Source organism: Selenomonas sp. oral taxon 126, assembly GCF_001683335.1.
Classification (GTDB): domain Bacteria; phylum Bacillota; class Negativicutes; order Selenomonadales; family Selenomonadaceae; genus Centipeda.
Map to the genome: position 1 here is coordinate 2,642,448 of NZ_CP016201.1, position 19,319 is coordinate 2,661,766.

Below are 19,319 nucleotides of genomic sequence, written 5' to 3' on the forward strand. Positions count from 1 at the left end.
CGTGAAGCAGCAAATGGGCATGGGCGTCTTGAAGATCGGCGCAGCACTTGCGATCGTCCTGCTCTTTGTCATCATCCACCTCATTGCGCCGGACTTCCTGCCCGAGCTCTTCGCCCTGCTCGCGAGCGGTGATATCCCTGCGACGGTGGAGTACATCCGCTCGTTCGGCGAGGGGGCGATCGTCTTTGCCTTCCTCCTCACCCTCTTTACGAATGCGCTCGGCTTCCCACCCGCCGTCATCTTCTCGACGGCGAACGTCATCCTCTTTGGCATCGTCCCCGGCATCATCCTCTCCTGCGTGGCAGAGACGGTCGGCGTGACGATCGCCTTCGTCCTCATGCGCTTCTACTTCCGCGAGGCGGCGGAAAAGGCGATTGCCAAGAGCCCCTTCCTCGCGAAGGTCGACCAGTACAGCGGCAGCAAGGGCTTCATCATCATGCTGATCGGACGCATGGTGCCCTATCTCCCATCCGCTGTCATGAACGCCGTCGGCGCGCTCTCCTCCATCCGCCTCCGCGACTATGTGCTCGCCTCGCTTGTCGGCAAATTCCCCTCGACGGGCATTGAGGCGATCATTGGGCATGACCTCATCATGCAGCAGGAGAACAATACACGACTCGTCATTGTCGTCATCTGCGCGGGCATTCTGATCTATACGGCGATCCGCTACGAAAAGCGCATGATGCGCGCCGAAGCCGTCGTGCAGGATACGGAGAAAAAAGAATGACACGCCGCTCGTTTTTACAGACTGCCATGAGCGCCATCCTCACGATGGGCTTTGGCGGTCTCTTTTCGTCCCGTTCTGCTGCCGCCGCTGCCGAAAACATCCGCCATCTGCGCCAGATCGTTACGACGCAGCCGATGCAGACGCGCATGATTGCGTGGGACAGCCCGCAGCTGCTCCAAGATGTGCGCGTCGAAGTGTCGCGCGCAGACGGAAAAACAGACGCGTACGCCCCTGCCTATCGTTATCTCGCAATGGACGGAGAGACACAACTCATCTATCATGCGGAGATTCCCGTATCTGAGGGTGCATCGTACCGCGTGATACACCCGAATGGCGCAACGGCATGGATTCCGCTCACACGCGGTGCGGATGAGAGGACGCATGCCCTTCTCTTCTCGGACAGTCAATGCGGCGAGAGCTACGATGTGTGGCACGATGTCTATCATGCGGCATGGCAGCGTCACCCACAGGCGGACTTTGCCGCCATCGTCGGCGACCTCACGGACAACGGCGAATCTGCGTGGCATTGGCGCAGCTTCTTCGAGGCGATGGAGGGCGCGGATGCTCCCCTCGCCCGTCATATCCACGTCCCCGTGCTCGGCAATCACGAATACTACGGGCTGAGCTGGACAGCCGTTCCGCCTGTGCGCTATCTCTCGAGCTTCGCCCTGCCCGACAACGGCAGCGCGGATTTTCGCGGGCACTACTACTCCTTCGATATGGGCAGCGTGCACTGCATCGTCCTCGATACGCAATTCCTCGAACTCGAGGCACGCGGTGAGGCACTGAAACGCGAGCAGATGGACTGGCTTATGCGGGACGCGGCGGCAAGCACAGCGCCGTGGAAGATTGTACTGATGCACAAGGACATCCTTGCATACGGCGAGTATCAGGCGGAGCAGGAGACGCAGCACGGCGTCAGCGACGTTGGGCAGGTCTTCCTCGATGCATTCGATACACTCGGCATCGACCTCGTCGTGTCGGGACACGTCCACGCCTACCGCCGCCGACAGTTGCGTGCGCGGCAGACAGATGAGCATGGTACGCTCTACCTCCTCGCGGGGCCTGCGGGGAATGAATATTTCGATGTGCCCGCCGAGCGCTATGACCTCGTGGCAGGGTCAAATCCAACGCCGTCCAACTACCTCTATATGGAGGCGGATGCACGGCGTCTGCGCATTCAATGTGAGACACTGAGCGGCGCAGTACTTGATACAGCAGAACTCCACAAATGAAAAGAACGTCTCTCATGCGCTGGAACACATGAGAGACGTTCTTTTCATTTCTCAACGACGCCACGGCGTCCGCTTTTCATAGTCGCGTTTGATATTCTTCACTGCCTGATCGTGACGCTTCTGCTCCTCCTTCATCGCGCGGTCGTACTTTTCCTGATTGCCGTCGCGCTGAAACTCGAAGCGAATCTTGCGCACATTCTGGTCGTGAATGCGATCCTCTTCCTTCATACGGAAGCTGTACTCGTTCGTCGCGCCGTTGATGTATTCGAGCGGCTGAACGTTCGGTGCCGCCTGTGCAGCAGGCATCGCCGTCATGATGCCGAGTCCGAGCGCGGCTGCCAGAATACCGGCGATATATTTCTTGTTCTTCATAGTCTCCTCGCCCCTTTATTTTGTAGAATATCTTCCTCTGATACTCTACCGCTTTTTCTTTTGACGGCATTTAAGGGGAAGTAAACCGTGTGTTAAACTTACTGAGACACTGATAAATTCAGCAAATCCCTACTTCGCCAGCAGCACGGGGCAATGTGCGTGACGCGTGACATGGGTGGACACGCTGCCAAACGCAATGCGCTCGAATGTGCCGAAGCCGCGCGAGCCCATGACGATGAGGTGACTCTCCTCCTCTGCCGCGACGGCGACCGTTACCTCGGCGGGATCGCCCTCCTCGACACGAGTATGCGCGTGCACGCTGCGCGGAATCTCATGCATGAGTTCCGCGAGGAAGCGATATGCCGCGACCTTCAGCTCGGCGGGCAGATAGCCACTCATGCTGACCTGCTCGAATGCGGAGATATGTGCGTCGTAGTCAATCACCATGAGGATTGTGATCTCGGCATCTGCCGCGCAGACACGTTTTAGAACCTTGATCGTGTTATTGCAGCCCTCGGTGAATCCGTTGTTATAACCCGTTCGGATACCGTTCCAAATTTCCTCTTTCCACTGTTCCGTTGTTTTCAGCACGCGGATGAATGGGGCAAGATTCGCCATTTGGACGTGCCGTTGAAAATCATGCAGCCGCTCCTTGAACATCTTCCGATCTGCGCTGTCAAAGATACGATAGTATTCTTCCTTCAGCGCATGGGCTGTTCTCAGTGCTTCCGAAAAGGAAAGTATTTTTGCGAGTTTGCAGCGTTCGTTCAGACTGAGTTTCGGTTCTCGCCCCAAGAGGATGTGCCGTGCGTTCCGAAACCATTTCTTATCACGCGACGGAAGCCCTGCCTGTACTTCCTTGCGTATGCTGTCGAGCGCATTGTTCGCGAGACGGACGGCGTGGAATTTATCGGCTGCGATTTCTGCATTTGGGAAGCACTCTTCGGCGAGTTTATGAAAGAACGGCGATAGATCAATGCTGACGACCATGACATTCTCGCGCTCGGATTCAGGATATGCGAGAAGTCTGTTATAAATGCTTGCGGCACAACGGTCATCAATGACGTTGCAGCAACGTCTGTTGTGCAGGTCGTTGATAACGACCTGATATTTTGCGCCCACGTTTCCGCAGAATTCGTCCATGGAGATGACGGTATCCAGCAGATCGGACTCCTGCTGCGGCTTCGCGCGTGCAAAATGACGCATAACGGTTGTTGCCGATATGTCATGTCTCCGTACGAAATGCGCTGCGCTGACGAGTTCCCCGTGTGCGTGAACAATTTTCTCGATGACGCTACGGGGCATTCGTTGATATGCGTCGATGAAACTCCTGTCCTCAGAAAATGTCTTTCCGCATTCACGATAGCGATAACGACGGTTTTTGTAGATGTACCTAAGCGCCGCATCCGGTATATCTCCATGAAAAAAAGATGGGGCTGTTGCACGAAGTTGTTTTGACTCCGTACAACAGCCCCCGTTCGTGTTAGCGCTCAAGGCGCCCCTACCACCGCTTTGCGGTCCCCCTCCCCCGTGTCGCACGGGGGAGGCTTTTCGTTATGGCATATTAGCTTCCCCCGTCGCAACGGGGGAAGTGGCGAACGCAGTGAGCCGAAAGGGGCGCTCATGCAACAGTCCCATCTTTTTTATTCTTCTACGGCGATCTCTTCGCCCGGATATTTCTTTTCCAGCTCCGCTTTCGTCTTTGCGAGGAGTTCGGCTTTCAACCGCTCAAACTCTTTCCCGTCAATATCATCCCATCAAGAAAATCAAAAGGGAATCTCATCGTCCACATCTATCATGACCATCTGATTGAACGGCGTCGTGAGGTCTTCGGGAACGGACGGCTTGTCCCGTCCGTCTTTACGCGGCGTCAGGAACTCAATCACATTGGCAACGATTTTCGCACGGTACTGTTTCTTGCCCTGATCGTCGGGATAGATGTCCATATCAAGACGCCCATGTACGTTGATGAGATCGCCGACGGCGAGCCGATCTTTGCAGGTATTCGCGACTGCGCTCCATGCCTCCACGCGAAAATAGTTGACGGGAAAGTTCCCTTTCTCGTCTTTAAGGTTTTCACGAGTCCGCCCTTGTCGCTGTCCGCGATCTGCATCTCGATCTGCATTTCACAGACGCGGCACTGGAACAGAAACGCACACAGAACGAGAAGGAGCATGAGGAAATTGAACGGAGACGAGGAGATGGAACTCGCGAAGCTGGTGGACGAATTGGACGGAATGGATTCGGAGATTTCTCTGGACGAACCAAAGGAAGGACAGGAGAAGTCGATGGACATAGCGAGAACTTCCTCGCCCACTCCCCTTCCGGCAGCATATCAAAGTCCGACACTCATCAACCTACCATCGACGAAATTGCCCAAAAAGGACTTCGTCTGCATGTACTGCCCAGCGGGAATGTGGGTACTAAAGGGCGACGCACTCCTATGTTTCTGTCGGATGATGTCAAGCGTCAGCTATACCTCCGAGGAGGGGGACGAGAGACCTGTCTGGCTATGCGATGGTCTCACGCTCGCGCAAGAAGGCGCGATGTAGAACGCACAGCGGATGCCATCTTGGACGTTCTCCAAAAGGGGACGGACAGCACATTCGCCTCCTCCCATCTCCAATACATCAACCGCGAAGCCGCTCATGAAATGCGCGGCGGCTGCGTCGCCACGGGACACGCGATGCCGCGTTTGGCAGAGGATTCCCCGCTGAAATTTTTCCATGCGGCAGACCGTTATGAACGTGCGAACGGCGAGCGTTACAAAGAAATCATCTTCGCACTGCCGAACGAATTAAACCTTGCGCAGCAGAAAGAAATCCTCGACGCATTTCTCTCCAAACACCTCGCGGATCATTACTATGCGTGGGCGATTCATGAGAAGGTCGGCACACTCTCCGGCGGAGAGCGGCAGCCGCACGTTCACATCATGTTCTCGACGCGCGAGATCGACGCACAGGAAAGACAACAGGAGCGCACGCCCGAAAAGTTCTTCCAGCGCGCCAACAAGAAGCATCCCGAGCGGGGCGGCTACGTGAAAGCCGAGAAGTGGGTCGGTAAAAAACGGAAGGACTACCTGCTGCATATCCGCGAGGACTTCGAAAAAAACCAGAACGCCGTCCTCGAAAAACACGGTGTTCCCGTCCGTGTCGATCATCGGACGCTCAAGGCGCAGCAGGAAGACGCGCTGCGTCGCGGTGATCACGTTCTTGCAGAACTCCTTGACCGCATTCCGGAAACGGACTTCGCCGTTTCTCTCGACGATATTCTGAAAAAGAATGCGCGCGTGGAGCGTTTTCAACGACTGCGTGCGCTCAATGACAAGCACAGACATCTTGTCAGCGCGAAGAATCTCGCCACTGACCGCGTGCGGCAGGTAAATGCCGAAGAACTCCTTGTGAATCTACAGCGCGCATACGAGGAGCTGCGTGAAAATCTGCCGGAGGATGCGCGCAAGGAACTCGAGGACGCCCACCGTGACCTCATAGCAACGGAGACGACCGTCCTGTGGGGAGATGCGGTGCAGGAAAAAGCGCGCCTTGACTTCATGGAAGAAGATACGCGCGCACTGTGGCACGAGATGAAAACGGCGCGCACGGAGCTGCGCGATCTGAGGGCACTCGCCGAGGGTGTGCGTGTAGCGGAAAAAAGCACCGCAGATGAGGCGCAGTCTGCCGAGGAGCTGCTGCCCGCACTCGAAGAGCGGATTACTACAGCGCAGAAAAAATATCATCGCGCTGCAAAAAAACTTCAGCCGGAGCTGCGGAAACTTTCGGCGCGTGGAACAGCGCGCAATATTGAAAACCGCATCCATCAGCTTCTCTTTGAGAACGAGCTTGCAAAGAAACGCTTCGAGAAGCGGCTGCGGGATTTCAAAGACCGGATCGAAACAGCGAAGACAAAACTGCATACAGAACGTGTGGAAGAGTCGGGCGCACAGAGCTTTTCACTCGCCGATGTTGTTCGTATACTCTCGGAGGCAAAGCGGTATACGGACGCAGCCATCATCGAAAAGCGCAAGGAACTGGAAGAGGTACAAAAGAACGTACTCACACCGGAGCGCGCCGAACTCATCGCACAGAACATCTTTGCAGGAGGCGCGTGGAAGGAGCTGCGTGCACGCGAGAATGCACACCGCAAGCAGGAAGGCTACTATAAAAACGACGTGGCAGCATGGAAAACGGAGCGCGACGCATTCGAGAAGAAGTCTGCGCCCGGCTTGTTCGCGTCATCCGCGACGAAGAAAGCATACAGAGATGAGGAGCGCTCGCTCGAGGATCGGCGTGAGGCACTCGTTCAGCGAAAGAACTCTCTTGCAAAGGAATCTGCTGAACTCACCCGTATGCACAGCGAACTCACCGAACGATGCAACACGCCCGAGGCGGCGAAAAAGATTGCGGGCATTGCTGCGGGCGTCATGGAGCGCAACAAGCCGTTCGCCGTAAAGGCATCGAAGCTCGCAGGAGAGCTTGCAGCCATGACGAAGGAAAGCGCGGAGCTGGGCAAAGAAAAATCCGCTGCCGATCAGTAGCGGAAAAGCGAGGGCGACGGGGTACGTTATACAGTTGCACCGTCCTCCGGAAAGGGCAGCAGTGGTTCGCGCAGCAAGGAACTGATGCGGCGCGCACGATTGCAAAAGGGATCAGCGATCCCCAATATGCGGCACTCGTCGCGCGCAGCAAGGACAGCCGCATGGGAGAAAACTGGTCGCTCATGTCGGAGATGGAGAAGGACGAAATCCTCGCCGAGAGTGCAAAGGGGAGATAGGCGCAGCGTGTTGACAGCGGGAAGATTTTTGCTTTAAGATAGTTATGGAAGGCGAGAAAGGAGTGATTGCCTTGGAACTGCACACCTATAACGATTACCTGCGCGATCTCTTGAAGGATGCCCCCTGTATCCTTGCTTATGATACGGCTGCTGATTATCTGGGGCTGTCCAATGGAAGCAGTTTTCATGAAACTGCCCACATCTATGTGCAGTCACCATTGCACATAGACGGAACAACAGAGCATATCATCCCCTCTTTCTCCGCTGTGGAACATGAACCGCGCAACGGTCTTATTTGCACGACCGTCAATCAGACCATCAACGATCTTCTGCGTGCGGATGGAGATAATCAGGTCATACAGGAAAGTTTAGCGGACGTATATTTTTCCAACGGAGAATCCTTTGATTCCTTGCAGATCGAGCAAGACCTTCTCCCACGCTTCGAGAAATACAAAGTATGGGCAATGGAATACTATGACGAGGAATGAAGCATTTCAACACCAGAACAGGGGCTGCTCTTCATAAGGGCAGCCCCTGTTCTGGTGTTGAAATGTTTGCTTCTGAGGTGTGGAGAGACGAAACAACAGCCTCACTTTATCTGCCGCGCCCACGATCCGGTTCTGCATTTTCTGCTTTCACCTTTTTCAGTGTCGGCACTAACATACGATCATAGCGTAGTTGCATCGCCTTTTTGAGATATTCTTTTCGAATATCAGAAAGCCCGGGCGTTGCATTCAAAATCATCTCCGCTGTACTGCCTCTTTCAGTCCATCCGGAGGGTTTTTGAAAAGCTCATGATAGAAGACCCGTTTTCCGCAATATGTATAAGCCGATGGAATATTATACTCTGCACTGCTGAAATCTGCGGCATTGTCTAAATTCTGTGCCATACGCTCATCGGATAATAAAGCGGAAAGAGACGATCCGCAATCGTATACAGGAGCGTCCTTGATGATATTTCCTTTCGTTAAAACCCCCCAATTATCCAAGTGCCGGTCACCATTTCCAATCAAGGCATCAACAACGAACATATCCCAAAAATGCTTTTTGAACGCCTCTTTCTGCGTATCAGCAATTTTAGGTATATGATCGATAGTGTCCATGACATCCTCAATATTGCAGACCCAGTGATTTCGCGCTTCACTGTCCGTATTCATACGGGCAAGTTTGCTGAACTCCATAAGTTCGTACCCGTTGGAACAAAAATCTTCGCAAGCGACAACAATTTTTCGCATTCCTTCAGGATTCGTATACGTCCCTAAAAAGGTTTTCTGTGTAGGAATGCCGACGGAGCGAAATATTTTACATCCAATGTCTTCTGAAAACTGGTTGTTCATATAGCTCAGTTTATTTTTGGCAGCACGAACAGGGTCGGGAAATTTCACCATGTGAAGCCGTCCGCAAAACAAAAAGGCTTTTTTTCGTTCAGATCCGGCAAACTTATGATTGAAGATTTCTTCTTGTTCATTAAAGTTTATCATACAACTTGTCCCCAAAAATAAGATTTCATTTCCTCTGCCTCACCATCAGTAAGGAAGTGACTCTTAACTAAATATTTCAACTCCATGGTAATCTTGCTGACAGCCATTTCATAGTGGTGCTGATCTTCGTGTTCAAGAGCCGCATACGCTTCCTGCATATAGGATTTTAGCAGTTCCGGATACTGATCCGGCTGATAACAAAGCGCCATGATTGATGCACCTCCAAAAATCTTTTTTTCAATTCTACCATGCCGTCCATATCCGTGCAACAGCTTCTCTCACTCTATCGTGCCGCACTGGCAGCCCTGTCCCGCCCCTTTTCCCGCTCACGTTCTGCGGCAACATTTCGCGCGAGTTTCGTTCCGTAGGCGCGATCGCCCGAGATGACTGCGTAGGGGCTGTTGCGCTGGATTGCCCCCGCGATGCGCGGGAACGGGACACCCGCCTCCAGCTGCGTCTTTGCAAAGAGACGATCTGCGTCGCGCCATCCCTTCTCATCGGTCGGGCGCAGACTCGACAGCCCGCAGAGATAGACGCGCTCCCGAAACTCCTTCGCGTAGTCCGCATCCATCTCACGATAGCGCGGATCGGCAAAGCGATCAATCGGCAAATACGGATTTTCCCCACGATAGAAGACATCATGAAACTTCTTCTGATAGGCAGTATATAGCTCCTCTCCGACCGCTTCCCTCGCCTCCTCCTGCTGTTTTTGGATGCTCTCGGAGGAAGCCGTCGTGAGGATGAAATCGTCCTTGTACGGGTGCAGCTGCATTTCCTCAAAGCCCACGCTGCCGACACGAAAGACGCGCGCGTCCACCTCGATGAGATCGCCGACGCTCATGCTGCGCATCGTATCGGCATTCGGTCGGTCGTCGCGGTTGAGCTTCTCGTAGAGCCGATCAAGGCTGAAGGTCTCGCGGTCAAAATTGGCGTCATATACACGGTCAAAGTCTTGGATGAACCTGCTGCCCTGCGCAGCGTCACGTCCCTCCTTCGGCTGAAATACGGTGACGTGCAGAGAATCATCCGTGTGCTGCGGGATGAAGTCCGTATCCTTGATCTCAACAAGCCGCTCGTTCGTGCGCTGCTTCATTTCTGCCTCCACGAGCTGCGGACTCTGTACGCGCTCCTGCGCCTCTTTTTCGGGGGCTGCGACCTCGACCGGAGGGGCATCCTCTGTGCGTGCGCGCAGATGCGCAGGGATAAAGTCTTTGATATACCCTACGATCTGCTTCGCATCCGAAACGGCTTGCACGAACGCCGTTTTGTCCTCTTTGAGTTCCTGCATCCAGCTTTGCAGATACGCAGCATGACCCTCGATGTTCGACGGAAGTCCGAACTCCTGTGAGAGGAACGCCGTCGCAAGCTCGGCGCGCAGCTCCTCACGCGCATAGTCGGGTGAGCCGAATCCTCCGAACCTCTCCCTATCAAGGCGCGAGGCGTGCCGCGTCCAATGCGCGAGTTCGTGCAGCGCCGTCGCATAGTAGTCCGCAAGCTCCGGGAATGCCTCCTTCGGCGGCAGGTGGATCTCATCGTTGCTCAGACTGTAAAAGGCACGGTCTGCCTGATCGTGCTTGATGACCGCATGGCTTCCCGCTAGGATTGCCTCGGCAATCTCATGGACTTCCTCGTGCGTATAGCGCTTCTCCTTTTCCACATACGCCTTTAGGGGATGATCGGTATAAAGAGGCTTGCCGTCCGCTCCATACAGGCGGTTTCCCTCGGCGTCCCGATGGTATTCACGGCGCAGACAGTCCGAAGCATGGTAGAGCGCAACGTATTTCTTTGCCCAGTATTGCTCATCCTCGGGCAGCTCGTTGCCGTATTTATCCTGCGTGACGTGCCAACGCTGCAAAACGGTGGTCGGCTTCGCCCCCTCCTTCGTGCGGTACTCCCACAGGAGTTCGCGCGGAATCTCCTTTCCCTCCGCACGGTACTTTTCCACACGCTCTTTGTGAATCTTGTTCTGCTGCTTGAGAACTCCGATGGAGAAAAAACGCGGATCGTCGCTCTCTTTCTCTGCCATGATGCAGGACAGATAGAGGCTGTTCAAGGGGCTGCCGTAGGGACGCCCCGACTTCCCGTTGATGGGAACGTGGAAGATCGACGCGCCGACCTTCCCGTCCCATCCCTTTTGCCACGGCAGCTTTCCGCTCTCCATGAGGGAGAGGATCTTATTGGTTGTCGCCTCATAGATTTCTTCGTCAGTTTTCTTGGTATACGGTTTTTTCTGCGTCGCTGCCATCACCCCTGCGCCTCCTCATCGACACGCCTGTGCGTCGTACCATCCCACACGAGCTGCCCCGGATAATGGTCGAAAATGCCGTTTTCCGGATTCTCTCGGCAATCGTCGCCGTAAAGCTCCATTGCCTCCTCCTGCGAGATGGTCTCCAATGCGGCAATGCGGTCATGGATATGCGGTTGGTTGGAATGCAGTTTCATGATGTCCCTCCTATCTCGCCGCTGCTGCTCGCTGTGGCGCAGTCCTGCGCTGCTTGCTGCGGGCAATCTCGTCGATGCGGGCAGCAAATGACTTTTCCGGCAGCTTTTTATACGCCGGCACAGCGGTCGCAGCGATTGACTCTTCCTCGGATGCGCGCATCAGTCCTTCCAGCTCTCTCAGGCGCGCAGTCTTCTCGCGCTCCTCCGCTGCATGGGCAAAGGGGCGTCCCTGCTCCTCCTTCGCGCGGACGAGATTGTTCTCCGTCTGCACAATGTCCTCTTTCTGCTTCGTAATGCGCTCGACAATGGTATCGGACAGATGTTTCAGCCGCGTGAAGGTGTCCTGCGGTCGCTCGCCGATCCGCACGCGATAGGTCGACTTGTGGTAGAGCGCGAGCATGGGCGTCTGCGTCATGTGGTCGATGACGACGCGGCATTTCAGCCCCTTGTATTCGCCCTGAAAGCGTAGCATCGCCCCGGCAACCTTCTGCATCTCGCCCCATGCTTTCCCCGCTTCCTTCGGGTCGGTGTAGAGTACGCCGTTCATCGTGATTGCAAAAGACTCTTTCCCGTCGATCTGTAGTGTATGCTCCTCCATGCGCTGCTGATCGTCCAAGAGCCGATCCAGCGCCTCCTTCTTCTCCTTGATCTGCGCGGGATAGTCCCGATGAATGAGATTTTGGAGATGCTGCTGCTGACTGAGATAGGCAGATTTCGCAATCTGAATGCGCGAGAGGTCGTTTTCTAGCGTCATTTTCTCCTTGATGAAGGGATTGCCCGTTGCAATCGCCTTGATCTCCGCATAGCTGAGAACGGTCTCATCCACGTCCTGCATCGAGCGCGCGGGTGTCTTCGAGGTCATGATCTGAGAGATGAAGCGCTGCTTGTTCTCTACGATCTGCCACATATAGGCATCAAATGTCCCTTCGGTGACATAGCGGAAAATCTTGACCTTCTCATTTTCGTTGCCGGGGCGAATGATACGCCCCATCCGCTGCTCAAGATCGGCAGGTCGCCACGGCACAGAGAGATCATGCGTCGCAACAAGTTTATGCTGCACGTTCGTCCCGACACCGAGCGTATCGGTCGAGCCGAGCAGGACGCGCACCTCGCCCTCGCGCACTTTCTGAAAGAGCGCATCCTTCTGCTTCTCCGTCTTCATCTCCTGCACAAAGGCAATCTGCTCCTTCGGAATGCCCGCCCTGATGAGCTTTGTCCGAATGTCGTCATAGACGTTGAAGCCGCCCTTGCCCTTGCCGGTCGCCGTGGACTGGTCGCAGAAGATGATCTGTGTCCCTTTGTTTTCCATATTCCCCCGATAGGTGGCAAGGACGTTCTCGACGCAGCGGTTGACCTTGCTGTCCTTGTGATCGGGCAGCCCGGGATGAATGATGCGCGGATCGAGGGCGAGGTTGCGCCCTGTGTTTGTGACGAGGAGCATACTGTCCTCCGTCATTCCACCGTCCACCTTGGGCACGCGGTTCTTTTTGCCGGAGCGGATGTCCTGCGCGCGCATGGCAAGCGTGTCGATGATCTCCCGCTGCTCATCGGAGGGCTGGATGCGTTCGACAACATACTCTGCTTCGGGGACTTTGATTGTCCCTTTCAGCATATCCGATGTACGGATGTCGGCGAACTCCTTGAACATATTCATGAGTTCGGGCAGATTGTGAAATTTGGCGAAGCGTGTTTTGAGCTGATAATCCCTGCCTTCCGGCTTTAAGCCCACGGTGATCTCGCCGAAATTTGCCGCCCATGCGTCAAAATGGGAGAGCTTCTGCGCGGAAAGACGGGGCGCGGCGAGATAGCGCTGCATCGTAAATAGTTCCGTCATAGAGTTGGAGACAGGCGTGCCGGTCGCAAAGATCACGCCCTTGTTGTTCGTGATCTCGTTGATGTACTGGCACTTGAGATAAAGATCCCATGAGCGATCTGATTCACTCGTACCAATACCGGCGACACCGGAAAGCCGCGTCGGCGTGTAGAGGTTCTTGAAATAATGCGCTTCATCCACACAGAGCCGATCAACGCCGAGTTCCTCGAAGTCGATCACGCCCTCCCTGTTCTTTTCTCCTTCCTGCTGCAATTTCTCCAGCTTCGCCTCGAGACTCTTCTTCTTTTTCTCAAGCTGACGAACGCTGTGCGGCTTGTCCCCTGACCGAATGACATTCTCGCTTTCAAGGGCTTCCCGTATGCGCTCGATCTCGGACGCATAGAGTGCCTCCTGCCGCTCCTGCGAGACCTTGATCCGCTTGAACTGCTCGTAGCTCATCACGACGGCGTCCCAGTTCTGCGTGGCGACGCGCGCGATGAATTCCCGCCGATTCTGCTTCTCGAAGTCCTTCTTTGTCGCAACGAGGATTTTCGCCTGTGGGTAGAGCCGCTGAAACTCCTCGCCTGTCTGCTCCGTCAGATGTCCCGGAACGATCATCAGTGCTTTGTGCGAGATGCCGAGCCGCTTCGCCTCCATGATGGACGCCACCATCTCGAAGGTCTTGCCCGCACCGACACAGTGCGCGAAAAGCGTGCTGCCGCCGTAAAGGCTGTGTGCCACGGCGTCCTTCTGGTGCGCGTTGAGGGAAATAGAGTTCGACATCCCCGGAAAATGCAGATGGGCGCCGCTGTACTCACGCGGACGGATGTTGTTGAAATTGCGGTTGTAGTAGTCAGTGATGAACTGTACGCGCTGCGTGTCTTGGATGAGCCACTCCTGAAACGCATCCTTGATCTCCTGCTGCTTCATCTGCGCTGCGATGGTCTTTTCGCGATCCACGATCTTCTTTTTATCATCGTCTGTTGGGACATAGACGACAGGCGTCCGAAAGTTGAGTGCCCCGCTCAGAAGCTCATAGGCATCCTTTTCCTTCGTCCCCCAGCGCATTGTTGCAGGGTTGCGGCGCGCGTCTGCGGGATGCTTCACCTGCCATTCGCCTGTCTCGGGGGAATACGCGACCGCAACAGACCACCCCGGCTGGAATTTCTCCTCGATGAACTGCTCGATATAGCGCGTGGGTAGCCATGACACGCCGAGTCCACAGGAAATGTCGCCGATCTCCAAATCTTTCGGCTTGACCTCATCAAGTGCGGCGTAGTTTTTCTGAATACGGAAAAGCTGCGCTTCGAGCGCAGTGCGCGCTTCCGGCGACGCCTCCGCGCCGCTCCCTTCTGCAAGCTCCTTTTCGATGGCAGCGCGCCTTTTTTCGAGGGCTTCCATCTTTCCACGAATATCCCCGGAGAGATAGGCGTCCGCTTGCACATAGCCCTCTGCCTCATCGTAGAAAATCTGCTTGAATTCGAGTTCGCTGATGAGGTCGCTTGCGGGCTTTCCCGTAAGTTCTGCCATATAGGAGAGATCAACGCCGCCCTTTTGCTGCATGGAGATCGTCAGGGCATCGGCTGCACTCTCCGCCTCGGTCGGGACGCGCTGCGGGACGATGGTACGCTCAGTGAAAATATCCGCCTTGCGGATGAAGTTCTTCTTGCTGTCATAGATTTCATACGCTGCGATGAAGTTGCTGCCGGGATCGACGCCGAAGAGTTTTTTGAGTGTCTTATCCTGCACAATACGCCCATAGCGGCGCACATGATCCTCATAACGCTCCGTGAGCTTCTTTTGGAGCGCATAGAGTTCTTCATTGGAACACTCCTCCTGCTGCGCGCTCAGGAGTGCATGACCCGCATCGCGCAGATGGACGGCAGAGATCACACGCGCCCGATCCTTATCGGACATCTCGGGCACGCTGCGCGCGCCCTCCGTATCCACAAAACAGAGTGCCCCATCCTCTACATAGAACCCCATGGATGCACGCTGCTCCCGCTGCTCCTGCACGGGAATGGGCAGCGTCTCCGGGGTGGGCGTATAGATACCGGTCGGAAGCGCCGTCAGACGCTCTCTGATCGCAGCACCAAGATTCTGCCCCTCGGGCGGAACGACGGTCTGCTCGCGCCCGTATGCCCCCGACCGCGTGGAGAACTCCCCCAGCACCTGTGCGCGGTTGTGATAAAAATACTTGTTGATGTTCTCCCCAGCCGGCGTGTGATAGACAACACCCTCCCAGTCCACGGCGGCAAGGGCATCCTGCTGCTCCTCAGTGGGCGAACGCGCCGGATCTTTTTTCCGAAAGACGAGCAGATCGGAGATTACGCGCGTACCCGCAGCGGAAAACGCCGTCTCCGGCAGCCGCAGCGCCGTCACAAGGCGCGCCTTGTCCGCGAGCATCGAGCGCACGCGCTCCTTGCCCTTGTCCATCGTCCCCTTCGAGGTGATTGCGACCACAAGACCGCCGGGGCGTACCTCGTCGATCATCTTGTTCAGAAAGTAGTCATGGATACGCAGCCGCTTGCCGAGGTATTTCGGATCGCCCGTGATAATCTCATCGCCAAACGGCACGTTGCTGATGGCAAGATCGAACGACCCGTCGGCAAAGCGTGTCCGTTCAAAGCCCTGCTGCGCGATTTCTGCGTCAGGATGTGCAAGCCGTGCAATGCGGGCAGAGAGCGCATCGACCTCCACGCCGAACAGGCGGCTCTCATTTCGCATTTCCTCCGGCATCGCGTCAAAGAAACGCCCCGCGCCGCACGACGGCTCCAGCACATTCCCGCCTTGAAAACCGATATGGGCAAGCCCCTCATAGATTCCCGCAATGACCTCGGACGGCGTGTAGTGGGCGTTTAGGGTAGACGCACGCGCAGAGGAAAATTCCGCCTCCGTCAGATGTCTGCGCAGCGCGTCATACTCCTTTGACCACGCCTTATTTGCAGGGTCGAACGCCTCGGGAATCCCACCAAAGCCGCTGTAGCTCCGCAAAAGGCGCAGCTCCTCGCTCGTCGGCGGGACTTCACGCTCCTCCAGAGCTTTCATCACGCGGATTGCCGCGAGATTGCGCGCAAAGACCGCCCGCTTGCCGCTCGTCGAGGACATATCTGCCGCGTAGTCGATGGCAGACAGATCGACTGGTGCTAGTTCTGCTCCTCGTCCTCCTCCCGGTACGGATTCCCCCATATCTCGCACGCGTTGCGCTCGCTCTCCTCCTCGTTCTTCTCCCTGAGAATCTCGTCCAGTCCGCCCCACGGATGGAGATTCGCCTCCTTCATCATGCGCTCCACCGCCCTCCACGGATCGTCTGCGTCGTCCTCCTCCCAGAACGTCAGGTACACCGTCAGCTGTGCGCTGAGTTTCTTCCGAATCTCCGTCGGCTGCGTCTCCCACAGGCGCAGCGGGATCTGTGACATCTCCGGAAAGACCACGGGAAATACCTGCGCCTCCTCCTGATGATAGAACGTCTTCGACAGTTCTCTCTCCTTCATCTCCAGACGTGCGTCCCAGAGCTGATCCTGTGCCTGTTCCTTCTCCTCGGCGGTCGCCGACGGATTCGCCAGCGTCTGCCATAGACGGATGTGTTCTTCCAGCGGGATCATGTTCTTTTGCATGGTTTCTTGCCTCCTCACGAATATGCCGCGCAACGGGGTTCAGAACCTCCTGTGCAATCGCCCGAATCTCCGTGAGCGTCTTTTCTGCGTCTACATCGTTATATTCGGTGAGGATGAGGGGAAGTCCTACCACATCCTCCGCATCGAAGCCGAGACGTGAGAGCGTGACGTATGCAGCGCCGAGCGCGACGATCTCACGCTCCTTCGCGTCTGTGCGGCTTTCTGCCAGCGTGCGGCAGGTATCCACCACCGCCGCCGCCGTTTCCTTGCCCTCTGCGCCAAGCTGCGCTCTGAGGAACGCCCCGTCGCGTTCGTCATCATAACGCCAGATCAGCGCCTCTAACCTCTGCCGCGCAGAATCGCGCGTATCGCTCATATCGTAGAAATAATGCAGCTCATCCTTCGCCGCCTCGTTGCTCAGAACGGGAACGCCGCGCGCATCATCGCGCAGGTCTGCATTCAGATACGCCCATGTGGCAGCGGGCGCATACGCCTCGCTTACCGCATTGCCGTGAAAGAACAATCCGACCTGCGTACTGATTGGGTGTCTGTAGTGCTTTGCCATCGCCCCCAGAAAGTCGATGAAGCGATTCTTGTTGTAGCGCAGATCGGAAAAGAACCTGCTGCGCTCCTCTGAAAGTCTGTGTACAGTCGTCATTCTGTCAGCCTCCTCCCTTAGAAGTATAAGGGCTTGCAGAATGAAAAAACTGCAAACTTTACAGTTTGCAGCTCGCTTTCTGTGGGATTATCTGCCCGCGCCGCGCGCAGATGTATGATCTTTTTCGTTGCACTTCTTGAGTGCCGGCAGAAGAATCTGCTCCCTGCGCAAGGCGAGGGACTTTTTCATGTACTCTTTGGAGATGTCTGAAAGCCCTTCTGTGCGGTCGATGAGGTCGTCGATCCGTGCGGATGCCGCCTTGATCCGTGGCACAATGCGCTGAATGGCACGACGCAGGTCTTCCGGCGGGTTCTTGAAGATTTCGTGATAAAAGACTCGTTTTCCTTGATAGCGATATACAGAACACAGATTATACTCGGTATTCTTAAAGCTGCCGTCACTTTCTAAAAGAGTCGCCTTTTTTTCATCAGAGGACAAGGGGGAAAGTGCAGATCCGCAATCGTATATAGGGGCAGGTGAAAGTGATCTGTCCGGCGCTTCTATAACACCCCAATTATCTAAATGACGATCACCATTTCCGATCAACGCATCCACGACAAACATATCCCAAAAGAATTTTTTTAGCTGCTCTTTATTTTTTATTGTCACATCCTCCTCAATCACACGCATAACATCTTCAATCGTAGTTTTGTTCCGTTTCTGACTGTCTGTTTCATGCAGAAAAAACTTGCTGAACTCAATCAGGCAGCCGGGCTTGTCCTGACAAAACACCTCACAGGCAACAACAGTCTTCTCTCTCTTGCTGTTGGGCGGCGTTCCGCGTCCCAAAAAGGTATTTTGTGCGGGAATCCCAAGCATTTGAAAGATGTGACATCCAATGTACTCCGAATAATGATTGTTGATATAGCTCAGTGTCGTCTGCTTCGGCGCTCGATTCGGATCTGGAAACTTTACCATGTATAGTTTTCCATCATATTCCATCGCCCATTTGCTCTCAGACCCGCCAAAGCGGTTCGGTATCCATTCCACATGGCTCAAATCAACCATCCATCAACCCTCCAAAATATTCTAGCATTTCCTCACGTTCACCTGACGAAATATCCCCTTCTTTCATGGCATATTTCGTTTCAGAAAAAAGATGTTCCATTTCAGAAATCATAAAAGGGCGGTTTTTTTCCTCATACGCCCGATAAAACGCCGTCATATACTTACAAAGCACCTCGTCATAATCCGACGGGTTATATTTATAGGTCATCTTCTCCATCATCCTCGCCTCCTGTTCCAATTATAGCGTGAACGGGGCAAAAGAGCAACAGGGCGCGTCATTCAAACGGCACAAATCCGAGCGGCTTACGGCGTTCGTAGCCGCTTGCCTTGACGGCTTCCTTGTCGAACGGATCGGCAACCACGACCTTTGAACGCTCGACCTGCCGCTGGTGTTCCAGTGCCCGATCTGTCTCTTCGCGCTGCTTAGTCGCCTTGAGTTCAGTGAGTGCCGCGAGGAGTGCGGTACGTTTTGCGTCTTCTGCCGCACTGAGGGCTTCGATCTGTGCCCCGATCTGTCGAATCTCCATCTCACCCTTCGCGTGCGCGAGTGCGTCAAGGAGCTTCTGCATGACGGCATCACTCTCTGCATGGTCGCTGATCGCGAGCTGCGCCCCCTTTGCATAGGAGGTATAGGCATCTGCAAGCACCCGCCGCTGTCCCATACTGTCACGCGGCGCGTTGTACTTCTCCTCCTTCTCGTCAAAACCGTGGAAGAGAGGACTCTGCTCCACACGCTTCCACTCTTCAATCTGCGCGACCTCGTAGCCACGATCCTGCATCTCCTGCGTGTGATTCGTCCCTTCCGCAAGCAGATCGGACGAGACAGATTGATGATCGATCTTGGCAATCCCGAGCTTTTCGACAATGGTCGTAAGGATGTTCAGGAATTTCTCCCCGTAGAGGACGGATTTAATATCGCGCGTCATATCATAGACCGTCCCGCCCTGCGCAGCAAGATCACGCAGAGCGAAGGGGGACGGTGCGCTGTCAGGGATAGAGACGGTCAGCGGGTTGTAGTAATTCGGTGGATCGAACGGCTCTGTCACGCCCGGAATATGATGCCATGCCGACGTTACGCCAATCCCGCCCGTGAGCATGGCAACAACACCAACAGCCATGAGGGAGAGTTTTGCGCCCCTGCCGAGACTTGACTGCATTTTCTTCATGGTTTTCATTGGAATGCTCCTTTCATGAAT

General features: G+C 55.1%; 20 protein-coding genes. 7 read left to right on the plus strand and 13 right to left on the minus strand.

From position 1 onward, the window contains the following. The first annotated feature begins 1 nt into the window (after nt 1). Both AXF19_RS12070 and AXF19_RS12075 read left to right on the plus strand, forming a co-directional pair. Nucleotides 2-727, plus strand: a complete 726-nt coding sequence (locus tag AXF19_RS12070) for a TVP38/TMEM64 family protein (protein ID WP_066849344.1) — start codon at nt 2-4, stop codon at nt 725-727. Further along, nucleotides 724-1,962, plus strand: coding sequence for a metallophosphoesterase family protein (locus AXF19_RS12075; RefSeq protein WP_066849346.1), 1,239 nt, complete (start codon nt 724-726; stop codon nt 1,960-1,962). The genes AXF19_RS12070 and AXF19_RS12075 overlap by 4 nt, the downstream gene beginning before the upstream one ends. Nucleotides 1,963-2,013: 51 nt before the next feature. Here AXF19_RS12075 and AXF19_RS12080 read toward each other — a convergent pair whose 3' ends face one another. From AXF19_RS12080 to AXF19_RS12090, 3 genes are all read right to left on the minus strand, one after another. Continuing rightward, entirely contained in the window at nt 2,014-2,334 is a 321-nt protein-coding gene (locus AXF19_RS12080; protein WP_066849348.1) for a hypothetical protein, read from the minus strand. A 129-nt stretch (nt 2,335-2,463) separates the two neighbouring features. Continuing rightward, nucleotides 2,464-3,873: an ISL3 family transposase gene (locus AXF19_RS14075; RefSeq protein WP_157092509.1), complete on the minus strand. Its 1,410-nt coding sequence runs from the start codon at nt 3,871-3,873 to the stop codon at nt 2,464-2,466. 227 nt (nt 3,874-4,100) lie between these two features. Then, a complete protein-coding gene (locus AXF19_RS12090; protein WP_066849350.1) occupies nt 4,101-4,364 on the minus strand; it encodes a single-stranded DNA-binding protein in 264 nt (87 codons plus the stop codon). 144 nt (nt 4,365-4,508) lie between these two features. On the opposite strand from AXF19_RS12090, the gene AXF19_RS14760 reads away from it, so the two are divergent. From AXF19_RS14760 to AXF19_RS12105, 3 genes are all read left to right on the plus strand, one after another. Next, a complete protein-coding gene (locus AXF19_RS14760) occupies nt 4,509-4,886 on the plus strand; it encodes a hypothetical protein (protein ID WP_216634941.1) in 378 nt (125 codons plus the stop codon). A gap of 20 nt (nt 4,887-4,906) precedes the next feature. Further along, nucleotides 4,907-6,868: a MobA/MobL family protein gene (locus AXF19_RS12100; protein ID WP_066849353.1), complete on the plus strand. Its 1,962-nt coding sequence runs from the start codon at nt 4,907-4,909 to the stop codon at nt 6,866-6,868. Between the two features lie 280 nt (nt 6,869-7,148). Then, nucleotides 7,149-7,592 (plus strand): hypothetical protein, encoded by a 444-nt coding sequence (locus tag AXF19_RS12105; RefSeq protein ID WP_066849356.1) that lies wholly within the window; start codon nt 7,149-7,151, stop codon nt 7,590-7,592. Between the two features lie 106 nt (nt 7,593-7,698). Here AXF19_RS12105 and AXF19_RS15620 read toward each other — a convergent pair whose 3' ends face one another. From AXF19_RS15620 to AXF19_RS14620, 7 genes are all read right to left on the minus strand, one after another. Next, nucleotides 7,699-7,848, minus strand: coding sequence for a hypothetical protein (locus AXF19_RS15620; protein WP_237141615.1), 150 nt, complete (start codon nt 7,846-7,848; stop codon nt 7,699-7,701). After that, nucleotides 7,845-8,585 carry a HipA domain-containing protein gene (locus tag AXF19_RS12110; protein ID WP_237141616.1) on the minus strand — a complete coding sequence of 247 codons (741 nt, stop codon included), beginning with the start codon at nt 8,583-8,585 and terminating at the stop codon, nt 7,845-7,847. The genes AXF19_RS15620 and AXF19_RS12110 overlap by 4 nt, the downstream gene beginning before the upstream one ends. Continuing rightward, nucleotides 8,582-8,794, minus strand: coding sequence for a hypothetical protein (locus AXF19_RS12115; RefSeq protein ID WP_066849359.1), 213 nt, complete (start codon nt 8,792-8,794; stop codon nt 8,582-8,584). The genes AXF19_RS12110 and AXF19_RS12115 overlap by 4 nt, the downstream gene beginning before the upstream one ends. A gap of 74 nt (nt 8,795-8,868) precedes the next feature. Continuing rightward, nucleotides 8,869-10,830 (minus strand): zincin-like metallopeptidase domain-containing protein, encoded by a 1,962-nt coding sequence (locus AXF19_RS12120; RefSeq protein WP_066849363.1) that lies wholly within the window; start codon nt 10,828-10,830, stop codon nt 8,869-8,871. Beyond that, a complete protein-coding gene (locus tag AXF19_RS12125; RefSeq protein ID WP_066849365.1) occupies nt 10,830-11,027 on the minus strand; it encodes a hypothetical protein in 198 nt (65 codons plus the stop codon). Before AXF19_RS12125 ends, AXF19_RS12120 begins: the two co-directional genes overlap by 1 nt. A gap of 10 nt (nt 11,028-11,037) precedes the next feature. Continuing rightward, nucleotides 11,038-16,029, minus strand: coding sequence for a helicase-related protein (locus AXF19_RS12130; protein ID WP_216634942.1), 4,992 nt, complete (start codon nt 16,027-16,029; stop codon nt 11,038-11,040). Next, on the minus strand, nt 15,987-16,457 hold the full coding sequence (locus tag AXF19_RS14620) for a hypothetical protein (RefSeq protein WP_066849370.1): 471 nt from the start codon (nt 16,455-16,457) through the stop codon (nt 15,987-15,989). Before AXF19_RS14620 ends, AXF19_RS12130 begins: the two co-directional genes overlap by 43 nt. A gap of 22 nt (nt 16,458-16,479) precedes the next feature. Here AXF19_RS14620 and AXF19_RS14625 point away from each other — a divergent pair, with 22 nt between their 5' ends. Together AXF19_RS14625 and AXF19_RS14765 are read left to right on the plus strand one after the other, a co-directional pair. Continuing rightward, entirely contained in the window at nt 16,480-16,617 is a 138-nt protein-coding gene (locus AXF19_RS14625) for a hypothetical protein (protein WP_216634943.1), read from the plus strand. Nucleotides 16,618-16,845: 228 nt separating this feature from the next. Beyond that, entirely contained in the window at nt 16,846-17,094 is a 249-nt protein-coding gene (locus AXF19_RS14765) for a hypothetical protein (protein ID WP_066849372.1), read from the plus strand. 108 nt (nt 17,095-17,202) lie between these two features. Here the strand turns inward: AXF19_RS14765 and AXF19_RS12145 are convergent, their stop codons facing one another. Genes AXF19_RS12145 through AXF19_RS12155 form a run of 3 tightly spaced genes read right to left on the minus strand, consistent with a single transcriptional unit; the run spans nt 17,203 to nt 19,298 of the window. After that, a complete protein-coding gene (locus AXF19_RS12145; RefSeq protein WP_066849374.1) occupies nt 17,203-18,123 on the minus strand; it encodes a HipA domain-containing protein in 921 nt (306 codons plus the stop codon). Then, nucleotides 18,116-18,343, minus strand: coding sequence for a hypothetical protein (locus AXF19_RS12150; protein ID WP_066849376.1), 228 nt, complete (start codon nt 18,341-18,343; stop codon nt 18,116-18,118). The genes AXF19_RS12145 and AXF19_RS12150 overlap by 8 nt, the downstream gene beginning before the upstream one ends. A gap of 55 nt (nt 18,344-18,398) precedes the next feature. After that, nucleotides 18,399-19,298 carry a hypothetical protein gene (locus AXF19_RS12155; RefSeq protein WP_066849378.1) on the minus strand — a complete coding sequence of 300 codons (900 nt, stop codon included), beginning with the start codon at nt 19,296-19,298 and terminating at the stop codon, nt 18,399-18,401. Nucleotides 19,299-19,319 lie beyond the last annotated feature (21 nt).